Raw genomic sequence first — 26723 nt, forward strand, 5'->3', positions numbered from 1 at the left:
AAAGGAGGTGGAAATGAAACGGTGGGGATTGGTTATCCTTTTGATGACAGCAATGGTGATTGCGCCAACACAAAAGAGCCATGCTATTTGGTGGCTGGTGGTTAAAGCAGCGGTAAAGAAAGCAATAAAGGCAGCAGATCTCGCCATACAGCGGCAACAGAACAAAGTCATCTGGTTGCAGAATGCGCAGAAGGTGATTGAAAATACGATGTCTAAACTGAAGCTGACCGAGATCAGTGACTGGACAGCCCGGCAGCGAAACCTGTATAAAGAATATTTCGAAGAACTGAATAAAGTAAAGCTGCTGATTACCTATTATCAGCGCATCCGCGAAATTACTGCTATGCAGATTGCGCTTGTAGAGGAATACAAGCAAGCCTGGAGACAGATCAGAAATGATAAACATTTTACTCCCCAGGAAATCATCGATATCGGCAGGTATTATGATGGTATCCTGAACGAAACCATACAGAACCTGGAACAGCTGGGAATGGTGATCAATTCATTCAAAACCCAAATGAGTGATGCAAAGCGCCTAATGATCATTAACCAGGTAGCTGACCAGGTAGAGCAGAATTTTACTGATCTGAGGCGCTTTACTGCCAGCAACAAATCCGAAAGCCTGAAGCGTGCGCATAGCCTTCAGGAAATTGAAACCGTGAAAATGATGTATGGATTGGAAAGAAAATAATTGTGATATGGATAGTGAAATGGTAATATCAAAGAAAGCTGTGGCAGAATTGGAGCAGATGTTTGAAGATAAAGGATACTCAAAATTTGCACTTCATGACGATGCAAGGCATTTAACAATTGAGGGCCGCCTGGGAGAAATATTATTGGAGTTTATAGAAAACACACCATTAGATAACTTAGTCGCAGAAATTGAGTGTGTTTCCAGTTGGGGGGCATCTGACAATGAATTCACTGCATTAAACTTTATTGTTGATATCAGTAGTAAATCTGGCCCAAATGTGATGGAAATGGGAATTCATAAGCACAGTCAGTATTTATCGGTAGCTAAATCATTCTTCATAAAAAGCTTAGATGATATTCCTACCAAGGAGCGGGCGACTAAAGAAGCAGAAGCACTTTTTAAATACGTCAGTAAGCAAAAGAAGTGCATAAAGATGTGAGATGGATCAAACAGTATAAAGTATTGAGAATTTAGGTACGAATGAAAATGGAAAGATGATGAAAAGTGTTGTTGTGATGTTTGTATTAATAGTTATTTGTGCCGCTGGCACGAATGCACAGGGTATATTTAATCAGAAAGGGACGCAACTAAAGCGGCTTGCAGAGCAGGTTGCCTTGCTGCATACTTATTCCGGCTATTTAAAAAAGAGCTACCGGATTGCCAGGGATGGACTGAATACCATTACCGATATTAAGAATGGAGATTTCAATATCCATAAGACCTTCTTTAATTCACTGAAGGCTGTTAATCCGCATATACGGAAGTATTCCAGGGTGGCAGAAATTCTCCTGATACAGGTACAGACGCTGATCTCTTTCCGCAGGACAATGATTCTTATTGAACGCTCAGGTATGTACGGGGAACAGGAACTGGAATATATCAAAAGGGTGTTTGATAAAGTAATTGACAGCTGTGCACTGATCCTGGAAGAACTGGATGATCTGGTAAAAGATGGCCGTCTGGAACTAAAGGATGACGAACGCATACAGCGCATAGATCATTTGTATAAAGAAATGGTTAGTACCCATGCTTTCAGCAAGGAGGTTTGCAGGGAAGCAATTCATCAGGTATCCTGCATGGAACATGAGAAAGAGGAACTGGAGCTGGAGAGGCGTCTCCATGGTGTGGATATAAAATAGGCTCTGGGATTATTATAAGGGAAATGTGGAAGAGATATGAGGTGTATAATAATAATGCTGCTATTGTCCATAGTGGGCAACGGCAAGACCAGGGCACAGGCGAACGAACTCGCCCAACTCGCCCTGAACATAGAGAAGCTGGCACAGTTCAAAAGCATTCTCAGAGATCTGAAGAAAGGCTATGAAATTGTAAGTAAGGGTTATGGTACTGTAAAGAGTTTAACGGAGGGGAATTTCAATATCCACAAGGTTTTTCTCGATGGCCTAATGGAAGTGAGCCCTACAGTGAAGCGGTATCGGAAAATTGCAGGTATCGTTGAATATCAGCTTGTGCTGGTGCGGGAGTACAAACGGGCTTTTCAGCAGTTCAAACAAACCAATCTATTCAGTCCTGATGAAGTTGTTTATCTGGCCAGGACTTATGATAACCTGATCCGTAGCAGTCTCCGGAACCTGGATGAACTGGCTATGGTCATCACCTCAGGTAAGCTTCGAATGAGTGATGATGAGCGGCTGGCCGCAATTGATCACCTATTCGGAGAAATGGAGCAAAAAGTATTCTTCCTGCGGGATTTTAATCTCAAGGCAGGTAGCCTTGCATCGGGCCGGACAAAGCAACGGCAGGATATTGCAGGGATGGAAATGATTTATGGGTTAAAGAATTAAGCATAGCGGTATGAGGAAGTGTGGAAGAGCTGTATTAGTAGCAGCAGTGTTGTTGGGATTGCCATTACTCGGGCAGGCTCAGGATGTGGCCGATAAGATACATAGCCTGAACGGTATCCTGGATAAATTATTGGAAACCATGATGCCAATGTGTAAGGATCTGATCAGTGTCGCTATGGGCATTGCAGGTTTTGGGGCTTTGTGGTATATCGCTGGCCGATGCTGGAAACATCTGGCCAACGCAGAACCGATAGACTTCTATCCTTTGTTCCGCCCATTTGTCCTGGGATTTTGTATCAGTTTTTTCCCGTTGTTGCTCGATACAGTAAATTTTTTGATGAAACCCATTGTAACCGGCACAGGCGAAATGGTTCACAATACTGATGAAGCAGTAAAGGTACTACTGGAACAAAAGAAACAGGCAATGAAAGGCACTGTTGGATGGGAAATGTATGTGGGAGAAGATAATAATGGGGACAGAGAAAAATGGTACAAGTATGCATATGGCGATAAAAAGGAACACTGGACTGAGTATATAGATCATAGTCTCCAGTTTATGACGGCAAAGGCTATGTACAACTTCCGGCAGAAGGTAAAAGAATGGATGTCGGAAATTTTAAAAGTACTGTTTCAGGCGGCTTCATTATGTATCAATACCATCCGGACTTTTCAACTGATCGTACTGGCCATCCTCGGCCCCCTTGTTTTTGGTCTGGCAGTGTATGACGGCTTTCAGCATAGTTTGACCGCATGGTTGAGCAGGTACCTGAATGTGTTCATGTGGCTACCAGTCGCAAATATCTTTGGTGCCATCATCGCTAAAATCCAGGAAGAGATGCTCAAGCTCGACCTCGATCAGATAAAGAATTCCGGGGATACCTATTTCAGTGCCAGCGACACCGGTTACCTCATCTTCATGATCATTGGGATTGTAGGCTACTTTACAGTACCTACTGTTGCCGGTTATATCATCAATGCCGGTGGTGCCGGGGCTATGGTATCTAAAGTTACCAGTGTGATGTCCAGCATACCAGGGGCGCCGGTTTCTGCTGCTACTTCTGCGATTGATACTATGAAAAGCTTTCAGGACGGCAAGAAATACGATGCCGGTACCGGAATCTCAGGCGCTATCGGCCGTGCATTTAAGACTGACGATGGTGATGGGAGTTTTCAGCACAGCAAACTGTCTGGCCGGGCGAAGTGAGTAATGTAACGTGACTGGATAAGAATTAAAAGCACTGTGAAAATGAAATGTGTGATGGAGAAAGACAGGATATTTTTAAGTGACGCCCTTCAAGGGATGAAACAGCTTCCAGATAACAGCATTCAATGCTGCGTAACCAGCCCCCCTTACTGGAAAGCACGTGACTATAATATTGATGGACAATATGGCATGGAGGCATCTCCGGCATTATACGTTCAACAGCTTGTTGCAGTCTTTAATGAGGTGAAACGGGTTCTTAAGCCAAACGGGACGCTGTGGCTGAACGTAGCCGATGTATATTGGACTGATGCTCACCGAAAAGGTAGAAATGGCCATCACAATCCAAAATATAAAAAGCCGGGCCAGTCCAATGCCAGTATAGACGTTCAGGATTCCATCTTCGACAATCTAAAAGCAAAAGATCTGATAGGTATCCCATGGATACTTGCATTTGCTTTGCGTAATGCGGGGTGGCATTTGAGACAGGATATCATCTGGCACAAACCCAATGCTATGCCTGAACGTGTTGTTGACCGGTGCGCAAAGAGCCATGAGTATCTATTTCTTTTCAGCAAGTCTGCACGTTATCTGTTTAATCCAAAGGCCATTCGTGAACCAGCTGCATATGACGGTCGGAAAGATACCATTTGCAAAGGCTCTCCTAAATATAGAGGCCAGAATATAACATTCAGTGGAAATGCCCATCCCAGGTGGCAGCTGGATGATAACGGCCTTTTTGTGAGAAATAAAAGATCGGTCTGGAGCATCCCTTTAAAACCATTCTCAGGGCCACACGTTGCACCATTTCCTGAACAATTACCATTGACCTGCATTATTGCGGGAACTGACGAGGGAGATACTGTTCTTGACCCTTTTATGGGCGCGGGAACAACTGCCATTGCCGCTAAAAGACTGAAGCGGTATTTCATAGGATTGGAATTGAATCCGCAATCTATCAGCATTGCGGAAAAAAGGCTTTTGGATTCATTTGGCTTATTTCAAAAAGGCATGTACTAATAGCAGAATACTATGAAGAATACAGAAATGAAATTTCCTCTTGCCCGGTCTAAAATAATGACATATTGACAAAGTAGTCGAAATGAAGTGATAAATAATTGAACTGTGAGAATGAAATGTGTGAGTGATGTTCAAAATGATGAAAAATGTAGATGTGGCCTTCCGCTACATTAGAGCTATAAGTTTGTTAACAGCTGGTGGCTGTATAGTGATCTGTTCATTGATCATTTATAAAAGCTATGAGTTGGCCGGTAAAACCCAGGACAGGATCTATGTGCTTGCCGGAGGAAAGGTATTGGAAGCCTTTGCTTCAGAAAGAAAAGACAACATTGGTGTAGAGGGCCGTGATCATGTAAAAATGTTTCATTTCTATTTCTTCACCTTAAGCCCAGATGAAAAGGCCATTCAGCAAAATATCAATAAGGCTTTGTACCTGGCAGACCGATCTGCCAAGAGCCAGTATGATGACCTTAAGGAGCGGAATTATTACAGCAATCTTATCAGCGGCAATGTCAATCAGACTATTCAGGTAGATTCCGTAATGCTGGATACTCAGCAGTACCCCTACTACTTCCGCTGCTTTGCCAGCCAGGAACTTACCCGCCCAACTTCAATCGTGCAACGTAGGCTGGTCACAGAAGGTTTTCTCCGGAATGTCAGCAGAAGCGAAAACAACGCGCATGGATTCCTGGTGGAGCGCTGGAATGTAATTGAAAATACGGATGTCAATATTAAAAGCAGGTAACAGTCATGAAAAGGAATATAGAAAAGCCATTGTCAGACCAAAAGGCCAAAATCGCCAGGCAGATTGCAGCGCGGGTCATTTATGTGCAACAGAAATGGGCAGGTACTATGACTTCTCTTGCGGGTAAGTTCAGTATTTCCGCGCAAAAAAAAATACTGGTAACAGGTACTGCACTTGCAGCGGTTTTTTGCTTTAGCCTCATCATGAGAACATTTTCTACTGGAAAAGTTTCGAACACCAAGGATATTCTCCCTGTATCAGGCGCCCCGGTGCAGCAACAAAAGCAGAACAGAGCCAGAAATGCAGATTGGGAAAAAATCCGGGAAATGAATCCTGCTTTAGTCGATTCTCTTTGGGCAGCATTTATTAATAAACAAAAGAACATTAAACTCAATAACAATGGAAAATCAAACTAAAGAAATGCAGCAGCGGAGGTTTCAGTTTATGCTCCCTGTGCTTGTTATCCCCTTTCTTACTTTATTGTTCTGGGCGCTGGGAGGCGGTACCGGGAATAATGTGGTGGCACAGGCTCCAATAACAAAAGGTATAAAAACTGAACTGCCCGTAGTTAATATAAAGCAAGATCCGGCTAACAAAATGAGTTATTATGACCTGGCTAATGCCGATTCTCTTGCAAATAATGAACTGAAGAAGAATGACCCTTATTACCAGGGCAATGCCAGTACTGGAATAGCAGATCAATTAAATATATACGGGCGCATAAATCAGCCCGGCATCAATACTTCCAGCTTTGGCGGAAATGGTTTTAATGCCAATGAAGCAGCAATTTATCAGCGGGTCAATGACATTAATACCGCCCTCAATCAACCAGCTATGCAGCCTTCTGTACCATTTAATCAGGGAATGAATCCTTATGCCGGTCAAGGCGCTACAAAAGCAGACCTGGACAGGCTGGAACAAATGATGAAAATGATGGAATCCGGAGAAAGAAAGCCGGATGCTGAAATGCAGGAGGTGAATACCATGCTGGAGCGCATTATGGATATACAGAACCCCGGTGTTGCGCAGGAAAAAATACGTGCTGCCTCTAAGAAGAAAAAAGAACAGGTATTCCCAGTATCTGCTGAATCGCGTCCCGAACCAGTGGCATTATTGAAAACTGAGGCTAGTGCACACAATGAGGCGTCGGCAGAAGGATTCTTTTCCCTGAAGCCGCGTAAATCCAACGAAGAATTTCCTTCCAATACCATTAAAGCTGTGGTACATGGAACACAAACCCTGCTTTCTGGTGCGGAGCTGAAAATGAGGCTGTTAAAGCCCGCCTTCATTAATGGGGTTAAAATTCCTAAAGACAACATTATAACCGGTATCGCGACCCTGAATGGTGAACGTCTGATGGTTAGTGTGGAGCAGATCCAGTATGGTGATCATTTGTTTCCTGTGAGCCTATCAGTATTTGACCTCAGTGGTCTGGAAGGTATCCGTATTGAAGGGGCTATGTCGCGTGATGTAGCAACACAATCTGGTGCAGGTGCCCTTCAGGGTATAAACCTGCCAATGCTCGAGCCTTCTATTGCTGCCCAGGCCGCATCCGCTGGTATTGAATTTACCAAAGGTCTGATCGGCAAAAAATCGAAACTTATTCCTTTTACCGTAAAAGCTGGCCATAAGATTTTGCTGAAGGATGAAAACCAGCGCAGTGAAGTACAATAGCAAATAACATAAAAACAATTAAAATGAACATGAAAAGGAAATGTGTAAAAAGGATGGTATGGATATTCATGTTATTCTTTACAGTATCGGCAGGTGCCCAGGATGCTGTTAAATTGAAGTCTGTTGCCGCCCCGATTTCGATTGCGGTTGGAAGGTACAAAGCTACCAACCTTATCTTCCCATTCGGAATCAAAAGCGCCTACTGGGTAAATAAAGACTTATCGGTATTGCAGATTGATGGGCTGGAAAACGTGCTGATGGTGAATGCTAGGAACGATTCTTTAAAAGAGACGAACCTGACTGTAGCAACGAATGACGGATCGCTGTATTCATTTAATGTCAGTTATACCACCAATCCTAACGTGTTAAATCTAAAGGTGAACGAATCAGGTAGTACCGCACAGGCGTCCGGCTTGTTAAGCCCTGATGACCTCAACGAAGTCAGGATAAACAGTCTTGCAGAGCGGCTGGCTACAAAGAAAGCCGTAATAGGTAACATCAGGGACAGAAATTTTGATATCGCTATGGAACTGACAGGTATCTATGTTGATGGGGATGTACTGTATTTTCAACTGGCTTTAATGAATAACAGCAACCTGAGGTATACCGTTGATCAGCTCCGCTTCTTTATCAGGGACCAGAAGAAGTCCAAACGCACATCTTCACAGGAGGTTCAGGTAATACCATTATTTGTATTCGGAAACCGAAAGATGATAGAACCGCAGTCCAGTCAGGTATTGGTTTATGCAATTGAAAAATTTACCATACCTCTCAATCAAAGCTTAAATGTCCAGTTGCTAGAAAAAAATGGTGGCAGGAACGTTTCTATTAAAATTGGAAACAGGTCGATTATAAAGGCAAAGCCTGTGAATTAAACAGTTTATCAACTGCAAACAACTAAAACAAATAGATTAATAAAAAATAATAACATGGAAGAATTGAATTATGTGGGCGTAGAAAGAAGGGTTTTTTCTACCGGTGTGGGTAACGATTTAGATTTACCACTAAGAGTTAACATGGAAAAGGGTTTGGACGAATTCTCATTGCCATACACAAAAACCTATGGCGAAGTCAAGGCAGATGCAGAATATAACTTCAAAAAAAGCGATAAGGGGAATTATTTTTTCAATTCAATGGAAGTTACCGCGAACATTGGGGATGAAAAGTTCTCTCAGAAATTTTACGTGGATAACACCTATGATCCAAAGCTCCGGGAACAATATCCTGACCTAAATGCAAATTTTACTTTGAAAGAGGCTGTGAATTTCCTGTGTGGCCGTTTTGTAATGAAACTGCATGTTTCGAGAAAAATAAAAGATGATACTAAGGAGTTTTCAATTGCAAATTCTACAAAGGTCATTGAGCCTGCATTTTTGGAGATAGACCTTACAGATAAGGACAAGTACGGTAACTATTTGGTAAAAACGTTTAAAGGCGATCATCTTGACGCTTTCGAAAGAAAGCTCAACGAAATGCCATTGAAAAACCTTCAGAATCCAGCACAGAAAGCAGCCTTAATGAAATCATTAAGGAGAGGTGACCCTAAAATCCCAGTGACTTTTGTAGCTGATGGAAAAGAGTACAAACGGTATATCGAGTTCAATGCCAGGTATAAAAATTTCAAAGTATCAGACAGCTATCTGTCAGTTAAGGAAAAGAAAGAACAGGAAAAGGAGTTGCAGCAGTCTGTACCGGAGGTTAAGCAGGATAATGCCAAGGAAAAGCAAAAAGGTTCAAAGCAAACAAAGCCCTCTTCCAGTGCAAAGGTCACTGGAAAGCCTGCAGCAGCAAAGAAGCAGAATATAAAAACTGGAAAGGCTGCTTCCACAGCATCGGTGCCGAAGAAGCCGGCAATAAAAAATGGGAAACCTGCTTCTAAAAAAAGACGAGGCTCAAAAGTTGGGGGCTAATCCCCCAACCCCTGTACATGTGGCACCAGTAAATGAAGCAAAATGGAAAATCTAAATGATAGGATAGCTGATGATCTTAGGGTTTGGGAAGAAAGGAATGTGGCAGATGCCAAAATTTACTCACCTGAAGAACGTGCAACTACCAAATATCAATCCGATCAGCTAAAGGAGCTTAAAAAAATATACCTGAAATATTACGCGATCAAGGAACACCGGAGTGATATCGCGCTGAAAAACCTGAAGAACAAGATAGAATTAATGGAAAGCAAACTTCATAAGGGGTATTTCTCCCGGCTTTGGGAAAAGATTAAGGATGCTGTTCGATTCCGGGGTTTTGTAAAAAGTATCCAGGTGAGGAATGAGCAGGATTATGATCAGGTCAGGTCTTTTCTTAGCCAGACAAACCAGGGTCAAGATTTCAAACCTCAGTATATTTTAGGGGCAAGGGAAATTAAGATTCCAAATAACGACTATTATCAGATGTCCCCGACTGAAATTATGAATTCCAGTTTTGACCTGACAAGAAGTGACGATGGTTTTAACATGACCTCTTATAAAGTCCGGATTTTATCTACAGTTGATCCTTCAAATGTAAAAGAAGTAACGTTTCAGCATAGGTCTCACCAGTGGTTGAATAGAGAACAAATATATGGCTTGGCATCAGGAGAACCAGTGTTACATGTTGATCATAAGGGGAATAGAGTATGGCTTAAGCTGAATCAATTTGATAAGGATAAGGACGGGAATACACAGATGATGCGTGTTAGCGGTGATGACTTTAACATCAGGGATGCCATTCAACATTCAGCACTTAAAGATAAGCTATCGGAAAACGCTGAAGCGGCCTTGACGAAAAAGCTTCATAACGGAAATGTGGTTGATCTGACTGTTTCCCAAAATGACGGTGATCGTGTATTTCGTGTCCGGGCAGATCCTTTAGGAAGATCACTAATCGTAAAATCACTTGGGGCAGGGAATACTACCGTGAAAATGGGTAATACCGGCAGCTCATTAAAAGTGCGTTATAAGGCAAATACCGGGCAGAAGATCCCCGCCAACAAAGCCGGGCAAGCTGGTAAAACACCAAGGAAACCGCATATGAAAGTTGTAAAAAGATAGTGAAGATGGAAAGTTGTGGTATTCTTATGAATTTCTTTTCGGTGTCCGAACATGATTGTAGAATAGGTAAAGGGCACCTCGCACTATACGTGGCACTTTTTCTGCATTGGAGAAAGTCAGGTTACCCCGTTCCTTTCAGAACCTTCAGCCAGCAAGTCATGCCGCTGGCAAAGATTTCAGCTGCTTCTACCTATCACAGGCTGCTGAAGGATTTATGTGAGTTTGGTTACATCGGGTATACGCCTTCCTTCTATAAAGGCAAGGCTAGTGAACTGTACTTTAATTGTGAGAGTGAAAGAGTGAAGGATGAGAAAGGAGCAGTTGATTACGCTGGAGGATCTGGATAATTTCAAAGTGGAATTGTTAGACGGTGTAAAGCAGTTATTAAAAGAATGCAAAGGTCAGCCTGCAAAGCAATGGATCAAGACCTCTGAGCTGGTAAAGAGCTACAAATTTTCCCCTGGTAAACTTCAAAAAATGAGAGATCAGGGCCTACTGGCATTTACCCGCATCGGAGGTGACATCTATTATGATCAGGATGATATCAAAGCTATGTTTGAGCAGCTTAAAACTCCAGCATTGAAATGACAATGGTGATGAACAACAGAAAGGGGCATGGCAAAGACGTGCCCCCTAACAAAACCCATGTGCTGATATACTTTATCCAACAAGGAAGCACCGCTGTGGAAGGTACCTCATTTTATGAATACTATGACAATCTCAAATGGAAAAACCCGCAGGGCATTACTCTTACCAACTGGAAGACGGCTGCTTGGCAATGGATATGGTATTTATAATCTTAATCTTCCCAACGTTTCATATGTCTGCTTTTTTAACCCTATAAATTCAAATTTTAACTAAATTATTATATGAAAAATTTAACCATTGTTTTGTTAATTGTAGTTAGCCTGTTCATTTTTATGAGCGGCTGTTCCAGGAAAGATCAGGATTTTCAGCGGGAAAAACCTTTGACGGCATTTCCTGCCCCGGAAAACCTTCAGTTACTGGACCTCCGGCTTCAGAAAATCATCAAAGCGGTACAGAGTAAACCTACGATCACGGCCGACTTTTGTACTTCAATTGATGGTAAGGGAGATTTAGCATGGAATAATTCACTGATATCCCTGCGTGGGAACACTGTTGTTGCCCTCATTCCCTTAAAACAGGAGGAAGAAAACAGTTTTGAGCGGTTTATGGCCGTTGAACTGGATAGCGCCCTTCGGTTCAGGATTTTTGATGCGAACAGTTTTTCTACCTATGCATCAAATGCAAAGGCAGGTGATCCAACCCTATTTGAAATCAATCACGCTTTGAACGCCTTAAACAATATTGGTTTCGGGCGCAAGGTATACCTTACAAAAGGCTTGCCCCAAGCGGAACTCAAAAAGCTGGAGCAGTACAAAGGAAGTAGGAAAATGGCACCCATCCAACAAAAGAAACTGGCAGCTGTCATTACGATAACGAATTGTTATTCCTGGTCTGCCTGTACCGGGGACGGGAATGGGAATTGTGTTGGGGAGATCTACTATTTTACAGAGTGTGTAAGCGAGACCATCTGGTTTAAATCCGATGATGTTGGTTACGATATGGGGGGAGGTTACGAAACTGGTGGCGGAGGGGCTGACCCAAATATCCCATCGTCGCCGGAGGATTTGCAAAAAGTACAGGTATTTCCTCCACAAGTTCCAATCAATGATCCCAAAAAATACCTCTCCTGTTTCGATACCTCTCAGCCTGCAAAAGTGATTATTTATGCGGATCAGCCGGTGCCAGGTACATCGGAACCGTTTAGCATTCTTGGTGGGATTGGCCATGCATACATGAGTTTCGAGCAGAATGTGAATGGGAATACCATCAGACGCACAGTTGGGTTCTATAATGGGACAAAAGTAGATCCGTTTTACAATAAATCGGCTCCCGGTACACTTGGTAACGATTCCACGCATGAGTACAATGTCAAATGGGAAACCAACCTTACATCAGATCAGTTTGATAAGATGATACAGGCTACCATTAGCCATGCCCCTGAGTATAATATCGAAAGTTATAACTGTGCTAATTTTGTGCTCGATGTGACCAGTGCCGGGGGCATTAATCTGCCCCGTACCAAAGGGTGGTGGTATACGGGCAGCGGCCTCAACCCTGGCGCTTTAGGCGAAGACCTTCGCAAGCAGCCCGGCGCTGTCAGTGGCAAGGGTCATACAGAAAATAATGTGGGGGAATGCCAGTAGTTACGGTGATACTCCCAATGAATTTTTCTGATGAGACCTTTCCTTTTATGGCCGTTGTATAATTTCTTATTCATCAATATGTAGCAAAGCCGGAAGTTCTTCCGGCTTTGATGCTTTCTACCATCACAGCTCTACGCCACTTTCTTTAGTTTTCCAGCACTGCTGAAAAGCGTTTTCCGGGCTATTTTCATGTTACCTGATATGCGGATCTTACGCACTTTACAATAACGCATCGTTGTCCTGATGTTTTTATGCCCTAACATTTTACTTACATCTTCAAGAGGCACATTGCAGATGTTGAGCATGATATCTGCGAAGGTGTGGCGGCCTAAATGCGTTTTAAGCACACGGTTTATTCCGCATATGTCAGCGAGTTCTTTTAAATAGCTATTGTACTTTGTATTGCTCGGAATGGGGAACAGCCTGTTATTGGCAATACAAAAAGGATCATTTTGATATTTCTTGATGATATCTTCAACAACCGGGAGAATAGGCACCTGTTCGGAAATTTCCGTTTTCCCTCTATCCTTAATTAGCCATCTTTCTCCATTAAGGCCAACCCTAATTATATTTTCAGGCGCAAGGTTTGCGATATCCTGAAAGGCAAATCCTGTGAAGCACTGCACAATAAATGCATCTCGTATTCTATCCAGCCTTTCAATATCTATTTTCTTATTATAGATTTTGAAAACTTCAAACAATTCAAGCGGTTGAACTTCCTTATCCCCACCACTGGATTTATATCTGGAAATCGGATTTTCCGGCAGCCAATTTTTATTCTCAGCTAAATAAAGCAATTGCTTTATTTTCTTGATTTGCCCCTTTGCTGCTAGTTCCTGTAAATTGGAAATCCGTCTTTTCTGTATCGTACCTTTAAGGAAGTCTAGCCTTTTGACGGTAAGGTATCTATAAATATCTTTTCCAAAATTGTTATCTATGCTACTAAGCTTAATGGGGTATTTGTCTTCGTCATTCTCTTCAGTAGCCAGATCAACAGCTTTTATTTCTCCATTTTTGCTCACCCGGAACTTTCCAAACTCAATGATTTTTTTCCTGGTGGCTTTCCATTGCTTTAATGTTTCTGAGGATTTATTCTCAGCTTTTACTTCTTCTTCAAAGTCCTTTATTAATAGATCAGCTACTTCCAGAAGCGTATGTTCTTCCACTACTGGAACAGGAACCGGAACTTCGGATTTGCGCTCTACTGTTACTGGCTCACCCTCATATTCCTGCTTTAACATGGCAGGCGTTACCTTTGGGTGTTTTCTACTTAACACAAGAAAAAAGGCAGCAAGTTCCTTCTTCATCTCCTTTAAATGATCGTTAATATCATTCCAGTCTTCCGCAGGCGCAAATACTTTTTTATTCTTCTGATCCCAATGATCAGGGGCAACATATTTACCAGAATCAATTTCAGCGCGGCCCAATCCTGTAATAGTAATTCTTACATAGATGGGAGCTTTCCCATCTTCCATTCTGTTCAGCCTGTGCCATAACAGAATTGATAACTTTTGTTTGCTTTTCAAGTGTACTAATTTTAAGTGATCAATCGGTTCTTCCCGCTGGGTTGTGGGAAATCACAGAGAGGACTTAAAACCATAACAATCAACTATTTGCAAACTATTCGGTTACCAAATTTACTCAATGATGTGCAAACAATACGGTAACCGAACCGGTAACCGTTTGATGCGATTTAATATGATCAGATTTGATTTGATTATTATAGTGGAAGTAGACGTAGATGGGATATAATGCAAAGAGGCGCATTATAGTGCGCCTCTTGTGATTCCGCTGGGACTCGAACCCAGGACCCATACATTAAAAGTGTATTGCTCTACCAACTGAGCTACAGAATCATCGCTGTGATGACCATCAAAGCGGGTGCAAAAATAGGAATATTTTTATTCCTTCCAAATTTTTGTAAAAAAAGTTCATAGTAAATGCACGCCGTTGTACTTAGCGCGCTTTCAGATTGAAGGCAACGATCTCATTGATCAGTTGTGTTCTTCCTTTCTCCGGCCTTTCCAGGAACACCATATGTGTGCCCTCAGGCAAGGTCACAAATTGCTTGCGCGGGGAATTCACCAGTTTCTCCTGTAAAGTGGTAAGGTCTTCCGGTCTGCTCCAGGTATCATAAGCACCCCTGATGGCCAGCACAGGCACAGAAACATCTTTTGCATGCCACATGCCTTTTCCCTGTGCAGTATAAAAGCTCTCTGCCCTGTAACCACCGGGTACTTCCAGGATACTATCTTCATTAAAGCTCACCGCCGTTCTTGCATAAGCTTTTGCAACGGCGGTATCATACCATTGCGATTTATCTGCTACAGGTATATAGTTGTTCCAGTTCTCTATCAGTTGTGCAGCCGTTGCCCTGCGCAGCACCTGTGTGGAAGCATAATTAAACTGGGAGGTATCAGAAGGATTACGGAATAATTTGGTGAAGATCCAGGGCGCCTTTACATTATACAGGCTGTTGAGCATAATGAGTGATGCGGTCTTATAAGGATAGATGCAGGAATAATATCCCATCCAGCTGCCACCTGTGGCCCAACCGAACAGCGCCACTTTTTTCCTGCCTGTTTTTTCCCTGATAAAATCTACCACCGCATCAATATCCCTGGACACTTCGGCAGAAGAGGCCGCGATCACCCAGCGTTTGGTAGTATCATAATCAGGACGGGTAGAATTTTCCCAGCCCCGTGCATCCATAATAAATACATGCAGCCCTGCTTTAGCCAGGTCTTCCGCAAAGGAACCTCCGGCCACCGGCAGATCGAATGAAGCAATACCACCGGCTCCGCCACCATGTAATAAGAGGATAGGAGGTTTGCGGCTACGCTTGCGTGTAGCCACTTCCCGGATAGCGATGCGTACGCCGGGATCACTGGCAACCACATAATCTGATCGCTGAACCGTTTGGGCTATGGCAGTTTGTTGTAATAATACCGGAAGGAGGAGCAAGGTTTTCCACATAATACAAAAATAACGTATTTTACAGTAATCATGAACGATCAACATATCAGACCGGTAGCGGAAACGGATCTTCAGGTATGGATGCAGCTGGAACGGGATACATTTACGGAAACCTTTAAGCCTGTTTATTCAACACAAGACCTGCAACACTTTCTCCGGGAAAAAAAGAACGACAACGCTTTAAAGGCAGAATGGGAACAAAAGGATTCCTTTTTCTACATCCTTTGGGAAGGAACTGCAGCCGCAGGATTTATTAAACTGAACCTCCACCGCCAGCCGGATAACGGCACTTTGTTACCCACTCCCGTGATGGAGCTGGAAAGGATCTATGTGCGCAGTGAATTCCAAAGTAAAAAGTTCGGCAAACAGCTGATACGTTTTGCTTATGAACAGGCTGCCAAACATTTCGTGCGTACATTATGGTTAGGCGTATGGGAGCATAATTTAAAAGCCAGGAAATTCTATGAGAAAGAAGGGTTCTCTGCCTTTGGGGAACATTCCTTCAAAGTAGGTACCCAGGTAGACCGGGACCTGCTGCTGGCCAGGCTCCTCTGAGCCAGTGAAAAAACTACAACAAATAGAGAAAAAGAGCCTAAAACCACGTGTTTTTTTGTACGACCTTGAGACCGATAAAGCGCTGCGGCGCTTGTTTTTGTTCCACTTATGCAAACGATTGCGAATTACACGTATAAACTGATCTCATGAAAAAGATGGCTTGCCTGCTGACGATGCTCATTACCGTTCAGTCTCTCATGGCACAAAACAACACAACAAATGATGCACGTATGAAATGGTGGAGGGAAGCCCGTTTCGGGATGTTCATCCACTGGGGCGTATATGCTGTTCCTGCCGGTACTTATAAAGGCTTTCCCATGGCAAGGGGTGGGGGAGAATGGATCATGAACCGCAGCAAGATCCCTGTGGCAGAATACCAGGCTTATGCCAAACAATTCAATCCCGTTAAATACAATGCAGAAGACTGGGTGAAGATGGCTAAAGATGCAGGCATGAAGTATATTGTGATCACCGCCAAACACCACGATGGTTTTGCCCTCTTCAACTCCAAAGCCAGCAAATGGGATATTACAGATGCTACGCCTTATGGGAAAGACCTGCTCACACCACTGGTGGCAGCCTGTAAAAAACATGGCATCAAGCTGGGCTTCTATTATTCCCAGGCGCAGGACTGGAATAACCCGGGCGGCTCTGTGGCCCGTAAAGAAATGCGCGAGGGATGGCCTAACCCGGATTCTGCTAAAGTGGATGCTTATACAAAAGCCAACAACGGGCATTTTGATCCTGCCCAGATGACGCAGACCTTTGATCAGTATATTGATAATGTAGCTGTACCGCAAGTGAAAGAATTGCTGACTAATTACGGGGAAGTAGCTGTACTCTGGTGGGATACCCCTACTAATATGACGGACGACGCTGCCACTAAATTACAGGCACAGCTTAAGTTACAACCCAACATCATCACCAACGACCGCCTCAAACGCCCTAATTTCCAGGGAGATTATAAAACACCGGAACAAAAGATCCCCAACCTGAGTGAACTGGACGGGCGTGATTGGGAAACCTGCATGACCATGAACGGCACCTGGGGATACAAAAGTTATGATCATAACTGGAAGAGTGTTTCCACAATGGTACGTAACCTGGTAGACATCGCTTCTAAAGGCGGCAACTATTTACTGAATGTTGGACCCACTGCAGAAGGGGAGTTCCCCGCAGAAAGCATTCAAAGCCTGAAAGGTATCGGCGAATGGATGAAGGTGAACGGCGAAGCTATTTATGGCACAAAAGGCAATCCTTTAAAACCCGTACAATGGGGCCGCATCACCCGGAAGCAAAACACCCTCTACCTCGCTGTATTTGAATGGCCCGCAAATGGAAAACTGGAAGTGCCAGGCCTGAAGAACAAGGTAAAAAGCATTAGTGTACTTGGTACAAAAAACACACTCAAATCCAATACCAGTGGGGATGTTCTTACAATCGACCTCAGCGGTAAACCCCTGAACGACATTGCTACCGTGATCAAAGTACAGGTGGACGGAAATTTGTAGGATTTATTGGTTTGTTCAGATATTTGACTTTACTTTGTATCTCAAAGTGAAAAAGAGGGAGTAAGATCCCTTCTTTTTTACCCTTATACTTTGAAATGCAAAGTGCTTTTAAACTATCATTATGCAAACTGTAAAAGACAAATTACTGAACTACAGGTACATCAGCCTGCTTGCCCTCTTACTGCTTAATTTTATCGTTTACGTCATCGGGAACACTTATTCGGAGAATGAGGACCTGGTGATGCGGTTGTTTTTTATTCACTACATCTGTGCAGTAGCTGCCTTTATAGCGAGGGCTTTTACGAAGAAGGAGGAGCGTAAAGGTACCCTTACGCCGGTGTTGTTATTATTCCTCGTCAGCGCCTACAGTCTTAACAGGGTAATGAATATTTTCCATGAGAACACAGCCTGGTTCAGTGCCGTATTGGTTATTACCGGTATCAACCTGCTTTTATTCCATTTTTATGAGAATATGCCAAAGCCTGTACGTGCCATTATGTGTTTTGTGCTGGGCGTCAGCTTTGTTGTCATGATCTACCTGGCCTGTTACCTGGTACCTATTTATGGTATGGCCGTTCCTGCTATACTGGCCCTGGGTATTTCCATCCATGCTTTTATTCCTTTATTCCTGCTCATCCATATCTGGTACCTGTTTTACATGCACATCCGGTACCACTTCAAAGCCGGTAGGTGGAGTGTACTTTCCGGGTTTACTTTTTCCATTATTGTGATCACCGTATTCACCATGGCCATGGCCAGCGAAGTGAAACAATTGAACCGCATCTATAACAGGACCAGTGCAGAAGGTATCAGTGCTTTACCACCATGGGCCGAAGCGGCAAAAAAAATGGATGGCAACTGGATTGAAGACCGGGTACTGAAAGCTGATTTCATTTACCTGCTGCCCCGGTGGTTTGATTGGAGGCTCTTTGATATGCCCTCCCGTAATTTCAACGATTCCCGCCTGCACGACCCATTGGTGGTGATCGCATCGGGTTTCATTCCAAAGATCATAGCGTCTAATGAAGAGCGCATTAAGATCCTGGAAACATTGTTTGATGCCCGTCATGAAGCACAGGAGCGGCTTTGGTCCGGAGAAGACCTTTATACGGATTATGTGAACACAAAAGTGCGGATCTGGCCAAAGCTGCACCTTGCCTACACGGAAAAGGTGATCACTGTAGTGAATCCCGGGAGAGAAAGATGGAGAAGTGAAAAAGAAGGTATTTACACTTTCCATTTACCGGAAGGCGCTGTGGTAACCGCTCTTTCCTTATGGATTAACGGGAAAGAAGAAAAAGGCATTCTCACAACAAAACATAAAGCAGATACAGCTTACCGGGAAATAGTGGGAGTGGAGCAAAGAGATCCCTCTGTGGTACACTGGCAGGAAGGGAATACCGTAAGCGTGAGGGTTTTCCCCGTGCTTTCAAATGGTTCCCGCCAGTTTAAGATCGGATTTACGGCACCATTAAAGGTCAGCGAAGATAAGCTGGTATATGAAAATGTTTATTTCGACGGGCCAACCGCTAAGCGCGCTGCAGAAGACCGTACGATAGAATTTGTTACGGAACCGGTAAAACCTGATCAGCCGCTTAACTATGAAGGCAATTACAGGGCTGACTGGAAACTGACGTTTAAGAACGAAAATATCCAATCGAATACTTTTGCTTTTAACGGAAAAGGATATACTATTAAACCTTATATACCGGAGCGCGAGCCCGTACAAACCAATGCCATTTACCTGGATGTGAACCAGGCATGGTCTGAAAGGGAATTGCATGAAGTATTGCTGCTTATTGGCAAAACACCCGTATATGTATGGGCCGGCGAAAAAATGGTGCCGGCTACCAAAGAGTTATTAAAAGACCTGCTGAAACAACGTTTCAGTCTCTTTCCGGTCTATAAGATAAAGGATCCTGCCAGCGCTTTGCTGATCACCAAAAGCACAAGCGTTTCCCCCACGCTGGATGAGCTGGAAGGCAGCAGGTTCAAAACAGAATTGTCTGCCTGGCTCTCACAGGAAACGCTGCCAAAGATCAGGCTGCTGGACCTGGGTACACAGTTATCTCCTTATCTGAAATCCCTCAAGGAGTTCCGCGTATTCCGCTATGAGAAAGGAGGGCTTCTCTTACTGAAGATCTTAATGGATACCAGGACCTTTGCCAGCGATACAGAATCAGATAATAAGGTGGTGATGGATGAAGCGAATATTGCCATAGAACAAAACGCAGACAGTGTTACTACAGGCGATGCCCCGGACCATCTGATGCGCCTTTTCGCTTATAACCACATCCTCCAAAAAGCAGGGAAGGGCCTGCTCACCGGAAAGGAAGGGCAGGACAGCCTGATACCCATTGCACAGGAGGCTTACGTGGTTTCTCCCATCAGTAGTTTAATTGTACTGGAATCGCAGGCAGATTACGATAAGTTCAAGATCAAAGACAGTGATAACAGCCTGAAGAATGCTTCTATGAAATCTAACGGCGCCGTGCCAGAACCGCACGAATGGGTCCTCATCATACTTGTGTTACTCACCTTCACCTATGTTAAACTCCGCCCGAAATGGATCAAAGTAAACGTTTGATCCCCGCCATTCTGGGTGCCGGACTGATCGCAGGCATATACGTTCTCATTGTGCAATACGCATTGAAGGACTATATTGCCTGGCGGTCTCCCGGATTCCTGCTGGGATTGATAGCCATCCCTGTTGCCTTGCACAGGGACCCGCTGCAAAAGAAAAGTCTGCGTTTTTATTATACCGCATTGATATTTTGCATACTCGGATGGGTCCTGCCGGTGAAAACCCTGCTCTATGCCTCCGTGGTATTAGCCCTCTGTTTCCTGATCGATAATGTTTTGGGGAAGATCAACCTGCTGCCTGTACTGGCCATGGCATTGATGGCGCCCATTTGTGATTATATCACCAATATCTTCACTTTCCCCATACGCCTGCAATTAACGTCATGGGCCGGCACTTTGCTGCAAATGATTGGGGTGGCTGCTAACGTGGAAGGCAATACTATTTTCTTTGGTGGTAATGAATTCTCTGTAGATGCTGCCTGTATGGGTTTGAACATGCTGATCACTTCCATGCTTTGCGGGATAATGATCCTGGGTTTCTACCAGAAGAAAATGGACCTGCACCTTTCTTTTATAAAAGTAAGCCTCTTAATGGGCATCATTGCCCTGCTGAACATCATCGCCAACCTGTTCCGCATGGTACTGCTGGTGATACTGGTGATATTGCCGGAAGATCCGATGCACGGCTTCACAGGCATCATCTGCCTGGCGGTGTATGTGATCTTACCGCTGGTTTGGCTGATCCCCCGGATGGTAACCCATTCAGGCAAAGCCAAAACAACCCATGTTCCTGCACACACTGTTAATACCTTACAGGTGATCATGGCACATGTTTGCCTTGCTGCCTGTGTGGGAATGGTAGCCTGGAAAACCATGCTGCCGGGCCTGAACCAGGTGATCCCTGTAAACCTGCCGCGGGTAAAAGGTTTCAAAGTAACCGCCATGAGAGATAATGTGGTTAAAGTGGAGAATGATACCGCATTGATCTATGTAAAGACCATTCCCGGTTTTTATTACAGCGATCATCATCCCACTATTTGCTGGCGGGGCAGCGGTTTTGAATTTAAACATATCAGGGAAGAAAGAATAGCCGGGAAAACAGTGTCTACCAGCATCCTGCAAAAAGGAACACAGCAGTTATATACTGCCTGGTGGTATGATAACGGCACCAGGCAAACCGGTTCCCAGCTAAACTGGCGCTGGGATGCTTTGCGAAGCGGTACCCGGTATGCTATTGTAAACGTTAGCACGCAGGATAGGAAAACGCTGGAAAAAGAAGTAGCCAGGCTCTTAAGGCCGGAAGAAAACATTGTTACTGCGCTGCAGCATTAGGATCCTGTTTGAACATCCCGGATAACAAAGCATACAGCTCCGGGTGGTGCTCCTTCATCGTATCCGGCTTTACGAAGAAATATTCACTTACTACCGCCAGGAATTCACTCTGGTTCATCGCTGCATAAGGATTGATATCGGACTCTCCGGTTTCAATCCTTTTGATCTCCTCATGCATCACTTTCAGCCAGGGAATACTGTAACTGTTCCGCAATAAGGATTCCGGCATACCGTCCACAGCACCGTCCGTTTTATCCACCAGGTGAACGAATTCATGAATAGCGGTATTACTCTTACCATTATGCTCTGAAAATCCCTGCCGCAGGGCAGACTGGGAGAGGAGCATTTGTCCGTTTAACGGCCCGCTGCCCACCATGCCCAGTATATTCCTTCTGTCACCCTCAAACTGGTATTTTTCATCAAAAGTATCCGGGTACAGGATAACATTAGTAAGATTGCGGTAACGCCATCCCGGAAAGGAAAAGATAGGGATCACGGCGCTGGCTGCTATCAGCACCTTATCTAATATTTCTACTTTTGTCCCTACACCTTCAATGGTCACGCTGTCCATGAACTCACTGACTTCTTTTACAAAGCGCGGTTTGTCTTCCACTCTCAGCTGCTGATAGTATCTGACGTTGCTTTCCAATATGCCGGCGATTGTGGCCTGATGTTTGGATTGGGTCTTTGGTTTACGGTAAAACCACCAGAAAAGCAGCGCGAAAATAACAATAGGTATTACGAATGCCATAGATCAAATGTCAACCTTTTTCGCGATATATTGTTTATCTTCCTGAACCATTAAAAACTGACCCATGCCCCGCTGGTTACGCATCTTACTAATTTCTACAGGCAGCCTGATAGGGCTGGTCATTATACTTTGGCTTATCCTGGCGCTTGTGATCCGGAATAATAAACAACGCATCCTTACAGAAATTTCCAGCCAGCTAAGCAGCCGCATCAATGGTACCCTGGTGATCAGGGATATGGACCCTTCGCTGATCCGCAGTTTTCCGAATGTATCTATCACTTTAAAAGAGGTGTCCCTGCAGGATAGTTTATTCGAAAAGCATAAACGCCCGCTGCTGGCCATAAAGGAAGTATATGTGAAAGTGAATACCGCTGCTATCCTGCACGGGGAAGTAGATATCAAAGAAGTGAAACTGAAAGATGGGAATATCAGCATCTATACGGATAGCACAGGTTATTCCAATACTTATCTCTTTAAGGGGGATTCCACCAAAAAGAAAACAGGCAAACAACCTACTTTCAGATATTTCAGCATGGAGAACATTCAATTCTCCATGGAAAACCTGCAAAAGTTTAAACACTTCCTGTTCGATATCCGGTCGCTCAGCGGTGAAATGGATTACGAAAACAGTGGCTGGACCTGTAAGCTGAATACGGACATGCACATACGGAACCTGGAATTCAATACCACTAAGGGTAGTTTTGCACAGAATAAGGTGCTGCAAAGCGATCTTACGCTGCAATACAATACTACTTCCAAAACCTTACGCATTCCGCCTCAGTTATTGCAATTCGACAAACAGCCTGTTTCTTTCGGTGGTGAATTCAATTTCAGCCAGCAACCTGCAGCATTTGTATTAGCGATCAAAGCAGACAAGATACCGTTCCGCCAGGCTGCCTCTTTACTCACACCAACCCTTTCCCATAAGATGGACAGCATCGATTTCGGGAAACCGATCGATGTACATGCAGATATCAGGGGGCATATGAAATTCAGGGATACCCCTTACGTAAGGGTTACCTGGGATGTAAAAGATAATATCCTCACAGCAAAAGCAGTTACCTTAGAAAAATGCAGCTTCAACGGTGCATTCCTCAATGAAGTGGTGATTGGCATGGGGCACAACGATGCCAATTCCCGGCTCAGCCTGTTTAATTTCAAAGGGGAGTACGACAGTATCCCCGTTACTTCTGATACGCTCAGGATCATCAATCTCCAAAAGCCGGTACTTACGGGACGTTTTAGATCCAAATTCCCGCTTACCCGCCTCACACATATTGTAGGCGCCCATCTTTTTGAATTCACAAAAGGCGAGGCCGAAGTGGATCTTGAATACGCCGGTACCTGGAATCCGAAAGATACCGTGCCGGGATTCGTAAACGGTATCATCCAGATCAAAGACGGTGCATTTACTTACGTACCCCGTAACCAATCGTTCCAGCAATGCCTGGCCACACTTGATTTTACGGGGCAGGACCTCTACTTCCGCAACATCCGTTTGCAAAGCGGCAGCAGCGCCGTAACAATGGAAGGAAATATCCGCAACATCCTCAATTTCTATTTTGCTGCACCGGAGAAGATAACGCTGGACTGGTCTATTCATAGCCCGATGATCAACCTGAATGAATTCCAGTCATTCTTTGGCAAACGGCGTAAACATGTATCTAAAAAACAACCTGTACACCATGCCAAACCGCGGATCATGAAGCAACTGGATGTGGTGTTGGAAGCCTGCAGCGTGAACATGAATGTAGTGCTGGAAAAAGTAAAATACCGCCAGTTCAATGCGAGTAATGTAAAAGCAGGTATCCAGCTCAGTCAGACAGGTGTTAAGCTGGATAATGCCGTACTGCAGGCAGCAGGAGGACAGATCAATTTCAATGGTGCCATCTTCAATGCCAGCAATGGCAACGACCGCTTTACGGTAGATGCCAGGGTAAACAAGGTACAGGTAGATCAGCTATTCCGTGCCTTCGAAAATTTTGGGCAGGATGGCATCCAGGCAAAAAACCTGAAAGGTGTATTCTCGGCTACCGCAAAAATAGGAGGAGGGATGAAGGAAGACGCAAGCATCAAACCTCATACGATGTTCGGCTCTGTAACCTTTGACCTGAATAAAGGTGCCCTGGTAGGTTTTGAGCCCCTGGAAAAATTAGGGAAATTCATTTTCCGGAAACGGGATATGTCCAACATCACTTTTGAGAACATGCACAATACCCTGGATATAAAAGGCAGCAAGATTGTGATCCACCCCATGGTGATCGCTTCCAGTGTGCTGAACATTCAGCTGGAAGGAACGTACGGCATGCCCAAAGGAACGGATATACAGATGAAAGTGCCGCTCCGTAACCCCAAGAATGATGACCTGTCCGGCGATGCCGTTGAACTGACCAAAAAGCAGAAAAAAGGTATTGTTGTTAACCTGCGGGCAGTGGATGGAGAGGATGGGAAGGTGAAATTTAAACTAGGGAAGGGGAAGGACGATGATTAACCCCATATTGAGCAAATAACTACACAAACAACCTGGGGAAACCTGTGCTGGCCATATCGGACTCTTTTTTGCTGCATATTCTGTAAAACAATGAATTATGGAACAGCAATCTCTGAAAGGTAAAAAAGTGGCCGTCCTCGTAGCAGATGGATTTGAAGAATCAGAATTCACCGTTCCGGTGGAAGCCTTGCAGAACGCAGGCGCTGAAATAGAAGTGGTATCCCTGAAATCAGGCCATGTGAAAGCCTGGGCTGAAAAGGAATGGGGAGATGAATACCGCGTGGATAGAACAGTAGACAAAGTTTCTTCTGAAGATTATGATGCACTGGTGCTTCCGGGAGGTGTAATGAATCCGGACCTGTTACGGGTGAACAAAGATGCCGTAACATTTGTCACCGGCTTTACCGAAGAAAAGAAACCCATTGCGGCTATTTGCCACGGCCCATGGACCTTAATAGAAACCGGCGCATTGCAGGGCCGCACGGTTACTTCCTATCCATCCATTAAAACAGACCTTATCAATGCCGGTGCAACCTGGGAAGATAAGGAAGTGGTGGTGGATATGGGGCTTGTTACCAGCCGCAGTCCGAAAGACCTGCCCGCTTTCTGTAAAAAGATGATTGAAGAGATTGCCGAAGGGCAACATTTGGCCAGGTCCCGTGGTGTTCACTCACTGGGATAATGGTGGGCCTGCTGATACGGTAAGAAGTTGTGCTGAATAGCACCCCGGATGTGTAATTTCCTACCCATTATCGTTACCGTAAACTAATGATAACTTGCTGTAGATCAAATGATCTTAAAAACAGCAGGGTTTTAGTATAAAATAACACAAAACAAGTATTATGGAGCATGATATTCACCACCCACGTCCGGAATCATTGTACGACAGTTCAACCGTGATCAACGTCAGTAAAACCGGAAGAATGATCTCTGCAGGAGCAGGTGCCGCGTTATTATACCTGGCCTGCGCTAATTTTTCCAAATCACCGATGAATAGCATCTACAAAATGCTGGCAGGAGGGTATCTTCTTTACAGAGGTATTTCCGGCAATTGCCCCATTTCTGCGATGGTAGAAGATAATCTCAACCCACAGCATGCACGTGCCGTAAATATCCGCACAAAATACATCGTAAACCGTCCAAGGAGTGAAGTATACGCCTACTGGCGCCAATTAGACCATTTACCCGCTTTTATGGCCCATTTGCACGATGTGGAAGTAATAGACGAAAAACATTCCCACTGGACGGTGAAACTCACCGGCGGTCTTGAGTTGGAATGGGATGCAGAAATTGTGGAAGAAGAGGAAAATGAATTACTGGGCTGGCGTTCAACAGAAGGTGCTGCTATTTCGAATGCCGGTAAAGTGATGTTCCGCGATGCACCGGATGGTGCAACGGAATTACATGTAACGATCAGTTACAGACCACCGGCAGGTTATGCAGGAGCAGGGCTGGCCAGGTTGCTGAATCCGGCTTTCGCCGCTATGGTGAAGAGCGATATCAGGAATTTTAAAAATTATGTAGAAGGTAAAAGGGAGCATAGCTAATTCTAAACTATACTGCGAATTAAACAGTCCACTGATATACTAATTGGTGGACTGTTTATATTATCGGGGTTTTCCATCCCCTCTTTTCTGATTTTCAGGCTCTTCTTTAATAACTAAACAGGGAAGGGTATGTTATTAAAAAAAGTTCTAAAGAGAATTGCTGAAAATCGACTCAAAGATTCTAATGTTCTTTTGCGGAATAAACGTTATAACGCGGCGATATATCTGGCAGGGTATGCAATTGAATTAATGCTTAAGCTAAAAATTTGCCACATATTTAGATTTAAACATGGATTCCCGGAGAATGAAATTGAATTCAATACCTGTAAAGATGCAGCGAGCTTTGCATTTTTCTCAACGGCTATTGCAAAACTAAAGCAGATAAAACATCATAATTTAGCTGAACTACTCAGGTATTCAGGAAAAGAGATTACTATATTTACAAAATGTTCCAGTGAATGGGCAGGTATATTAAACTGGGGGCCAAATCACAGATATTCTTCAAAAATTGTAAGGAAGGCCACTGCAGCTGAGTTTATCAGAAACTGTAAAATTATCATTGAAAATCTTTAAATTTG

At 44.0% G+C, this 26723-nt stretch carries 25 protein-coding genes and 1 tRNA gene; 22 read left to right on the forward strand and 4 right to left on the reverse strand.

Annotation, left to right across the window (positions count from 1 at the left end; translation table 11 throughout):
- The first annotated feature begins 13 nt into the window (after positions 1-13).
- The 14 genes from BUR42_RS06545 (at position 14) to BUR42_RS06620 (ending at position 12399) form a co-directional block, all read left to right on the forward strand.
- Positions 14-691: a conjugal transfer protein TraI gene (locus BUR42_RS06545; RefSeq protein WP_074238458.1), complete on the forward strand. Its 678-nt coding sequence runs from the start codon at positions 14-16 to the stop codon at positions 689-691.
- Positions 672-1133 (forward strand): hypothetical protein, encoded by a 462-nt coding sequence (locus BUR42_RS06550; protein ID WP_074238459.1) that lies wholly within the window; start codon positions 672-674, stop codon positions 1131-1133. The genes BUR42_RS06545 and BUR42_RS06550 overlap by 20 nt, the downstream gene beginning before the upstream one ends.
- Positions 1134-1191: 58 nt before the next feature.
- Positions 1192-1833 carry a hypothetical protein gene (locus tag BUR42_RS06555; protein ID WP_159442227.1) on the forward strand — a complete coding sequence of 214 codons (642 nt, stop codon included), beginning with the start codon at positions 1192-1194 and terminating at the stop codon, positions 1831-1833.
- 36 nt (positions 1834-1869) lie between these two features.
- Positions 1870-2499: a hypothetical protein gene (locus BUR42_RS06560; RefSeq protein WP_074238461.1), complete on the forward strand. Its 630-nt coding sequence runs from the start codon at positions 1870-1872 to the stop codon at positions 2497-2499.
- Between the two features lie 10 nt (positions 2500-2509).
- Positions 2510-3703 carry a conjugative transposon protein TraJ gene (traJ, locus tag BUR42_RS06565; protein ID WP_074238462.1) on the forward strand — a complete coding sequence of 398 codons (1194 nt, stop codon included), beginning with the start codon at positions 2510-2512 and terminating at the stop codon, positions 3701-3703.
- Between the two features lie 54 nt (positions 3704-3757).
- Positions 3758-4720, forward strand: coding sequence for a DNA-methyltransferase (locus BUR42_RS06570; RefSeq protein ID WP_074240478.1), 963 nt, complete (start codon positions 3758-3760; stop codon positions 4718-4720).
- Between the two features lie 139 nt (positions 4721-4859).
- Complete coding sequence (traK, locus tag BUR42_RS06575) at positions 4860-5465, forward strand: conjugative transposon protein TraK (RefSeq protein ID WP_234979617.1); 606 nt, start codon at positions 4860-4862, stop codon at positions 5463-5465.
- Positions 5466-5470: 5 nt separating this feature from the next.
- Positions 5471-5881 (forward strand): hypothetical protein, encoded by a 411-nt coding sequence (locus tag BUR42_RS06580; RefSeq protein ID WP_074238464.1) that lies wholly within the window; start codon positions 5471-5473, stop codon positions 5879-5881.
- A complete protein-coding gene (traM, locus tag BUR42_RS06585; protein WP_074238465.1) occupies positions 5865-7139 on the forward strand; it encodes a conjugative transposon protein TraM in 1275 nt (424 codons plus the stop codon). The genes BUR42_RS06580 and traM overlap by 17 nt, the downstream gene beginning before the upstream one ends.
- A 23-nt stretch (positions 7140-7162) precedes the next feature.
- The gene (traN, locus tag BUR42_RS06590) at positions 7163-8014 is read left to right on the forward strand and encodes a conjugative transposon protein TraN (protein ID WP_074238466.1); all 852 of its coding nucleotides are present in this window, start codon (positions 7163-7165) and stop codon (positions 8012-8014) included.
- A gap of 54 nt (positions 8015-8068) precedes the next feature.
- Complete coding sequence (locus tag BUR42_RS06595; protein ID WP_143197361.1) at positions 8069-9049, forward strand: hypothetical protein; 981 nt, start codon at positions 8069-8071, stop codon at positions 9047-9049.
- Between the two features lie 42 nt (positions 9050-9091).
- Positions 9092-10168 (forward strand): hypothetical protein, encoded by a 1077-nt coding sequence (locus BUR42_RS06600; RefSeq protein WP_074238468.1) that lies wholly within the window; start codon positions 9092-9094, stop codon positions 10166-10168.
- Between the two features lie 306 nt (positions 10169-10474).
- Entirely contained in the window at positions 10475-10756 is a 282-nt protein-coding gene (locus tag BUR42_RS06610; RefSeq protein WP_074238470.1) for a helix-turn-helix domain-containing protein, read from the forward strand.
- A gap of 281 nt (positions 10757-11037) precedes the next feature.
- Entirely contained in the window at positions 11038-12399 is a 1362-nt protein-coding gene (locus tag BUR42_RS06620; RefSeq protein ID WP_143197362.1) for a hypothetical protein, read from the forward strand.
- A gap of 131 nt (positions 12400-12530) precedes the next feature.
- Here the strand turns inward: BUR42_RS06620 and BUR42_RS06625 are convergent, their stop codons facing one another.
- The 3 genes from BUR42_RS06625 to BUR42_RS06635 all read right to left on the reverse strand — a co-directional run bounded on the left by BUR42_RS06625 (position 12531) and on the right by BUR42_RS06635 (position 15375).
- On the reverse strand, positions 12531-13925 hold the full coding sequence (locus BUR42_RS06625) for a site-specific integrase (RefSeq protein WP_074238472.1): 1395 nt from the start codon (positions 13923-13925) through the stop codon (positions 12531-12533).
- A 257-nt stretch (positions 13926-14182) separates the two neighbouring features.
- Positions 14183-14255, reverse strand: a tRNA-Lys gene (locus BUR42_RS06630).
- A 100-nt stretch (positions 14256-14355) separates the two neighbouring features.
- Entirely contained in the window at positions 14356-15375 is a 1020-nt protein-coding gene (locus BUR42_RS06635) for an alpha/beta fold hydrolase (RefSeq protein ID WP_074238473.1), read from the reverse strand.
- 30 nt (positions 15376-15405) lie between these two features.
- On the opposite strand from BUR42_RS06635, the gene BUR42_RS06640 reads away from it, so the two are divergent.
- From BUR42_RS06640 to xrtN, 4 genes are all read left to right on the forward strand, one after another.
- Positions 15406-15930: a GNAT family N-acetyltransferase gene (locus tag BUR42_RS06640; protein ID WP_074238474.1), complete on the forward strand. Its 525-nt coding sequence runs from the start codon at positions 15406-15408 to the stop codon at positions 15928-15930.
- Positions 15931-16076: 146 nt separating this feature from the next.
- Complete coding sequence (locus BUR42_RS06645; RefSeq protein WP_074238475.1) at positions 16077-17441, forward strand: alpha-L-fucosidase; 1365 nt, start codon at positions 16077-16079, stop codon at positions 17439-17441.
- A 121-nt stretch (positions 17442-17562) separates the two neighbouring features.
- Positions 17563-20028, forward strand: a complete 2466-nt coding sequence (locus BUR42_RS06650; protein WP_074238476.1) for an XrtN system VIT domain-containing protein — start codon at positions 17563-17565, stop codon at positions 20026-20028.
- Positions 20007-21356 (forward strand): exosortase N, encoded by a 1350-nt coding sequence (gene xrtN / locus BUR42_RS06655; RefSeq protein ID WP_074238477.1) that lies wholly within the window; start codon positions 20007-20009, stop codon positions 21354-21356. Before BUR42_RS06650 ends, xrtN begins: the two co-directional genes overlap by 22 nt.
- On the opposite strand, the gene BUR42_RS06660 is transcribed toward xrtN, so the two are convergent.
- Positions 21337-22107, reverse strand: coding sequence for a M90 family metallopeptidase (locus BUR42_RS06660; RefSeq protein WP_074238478.1), 771 nt, complete (start codon positions 22105-22107; stop codon positions 21337-21339). The genes xrtN and BUR42_RS06660 overlap by 20 nt on opposite strands.
- Positions 22108-22171: 64 nt before the next feature.
- Here BUR42_RS06660 and BUR42_RS06665 point away from each other — a divergent pair, with 64 nt between their 5' ends.
- The 4 genes from BUR42_RS06665 (at position 22172) to BUR42_RS06680 (ending at position 26718) form a co-directional block, all read left to right on the forward strand.
- Positions 22172-24598 carry an AsmA family protein gene (locus BUR42_RS06665; protein WP_074238479.1) on the forward strand — a complete coding sequence of 809 codons (2427 nt, stop codon included), beginning with the start codon at positions 22172-22174 and terminating at the stop codon, positions 24596-24598.
- Positions 24599-24695: 97 nt separating this feature from the next.
- Positions 24696-25280, forward strand: coding sequence for a type 1 glutamine amidotransferase domain-containing protein (locus BUR42_RS06670; RefSeq protein ID WP_074238480.1), 585 nt, complete (start codon positions 24696-24698; stop codon positions 25278-25280).
- A 160-nt stretch (positions 25281-25440) separates the two neighbouring features.
- Positions 25441-26145, forward strand: coding sequence for an SRPBCC family protein (locus tag BUR42_RS06675; RefSeq protein ID WP_074238481.1), 705 nt, complete (start codon positions 25441-25443; stop codon positions 26143-26145).
- 129 nt (positions 26146-26274) lie between these two features.
- Positions 26275-26718, forward strand: coding sequence for a HEPN domain-containing protein (locus tag BUR42_RS06680; protein ID WP_074238482.1), 444 nt, complete (start codon positions 26275-26277; stop codon positions 26716-26718).
- Positions 26719-26723 lie beyond the last annotated feature (5 nt).

This window comes from Chitinophaga niabensis, assembly GCF_900129465.1.
In the GTDB taxonomy this organism is placed as follows: Bacteria; Bacteroidota; Bacteroidia; order Chitinophagales; family Chitinophagaceae; genus Chitinophaga; species Chitinophaga niabensis.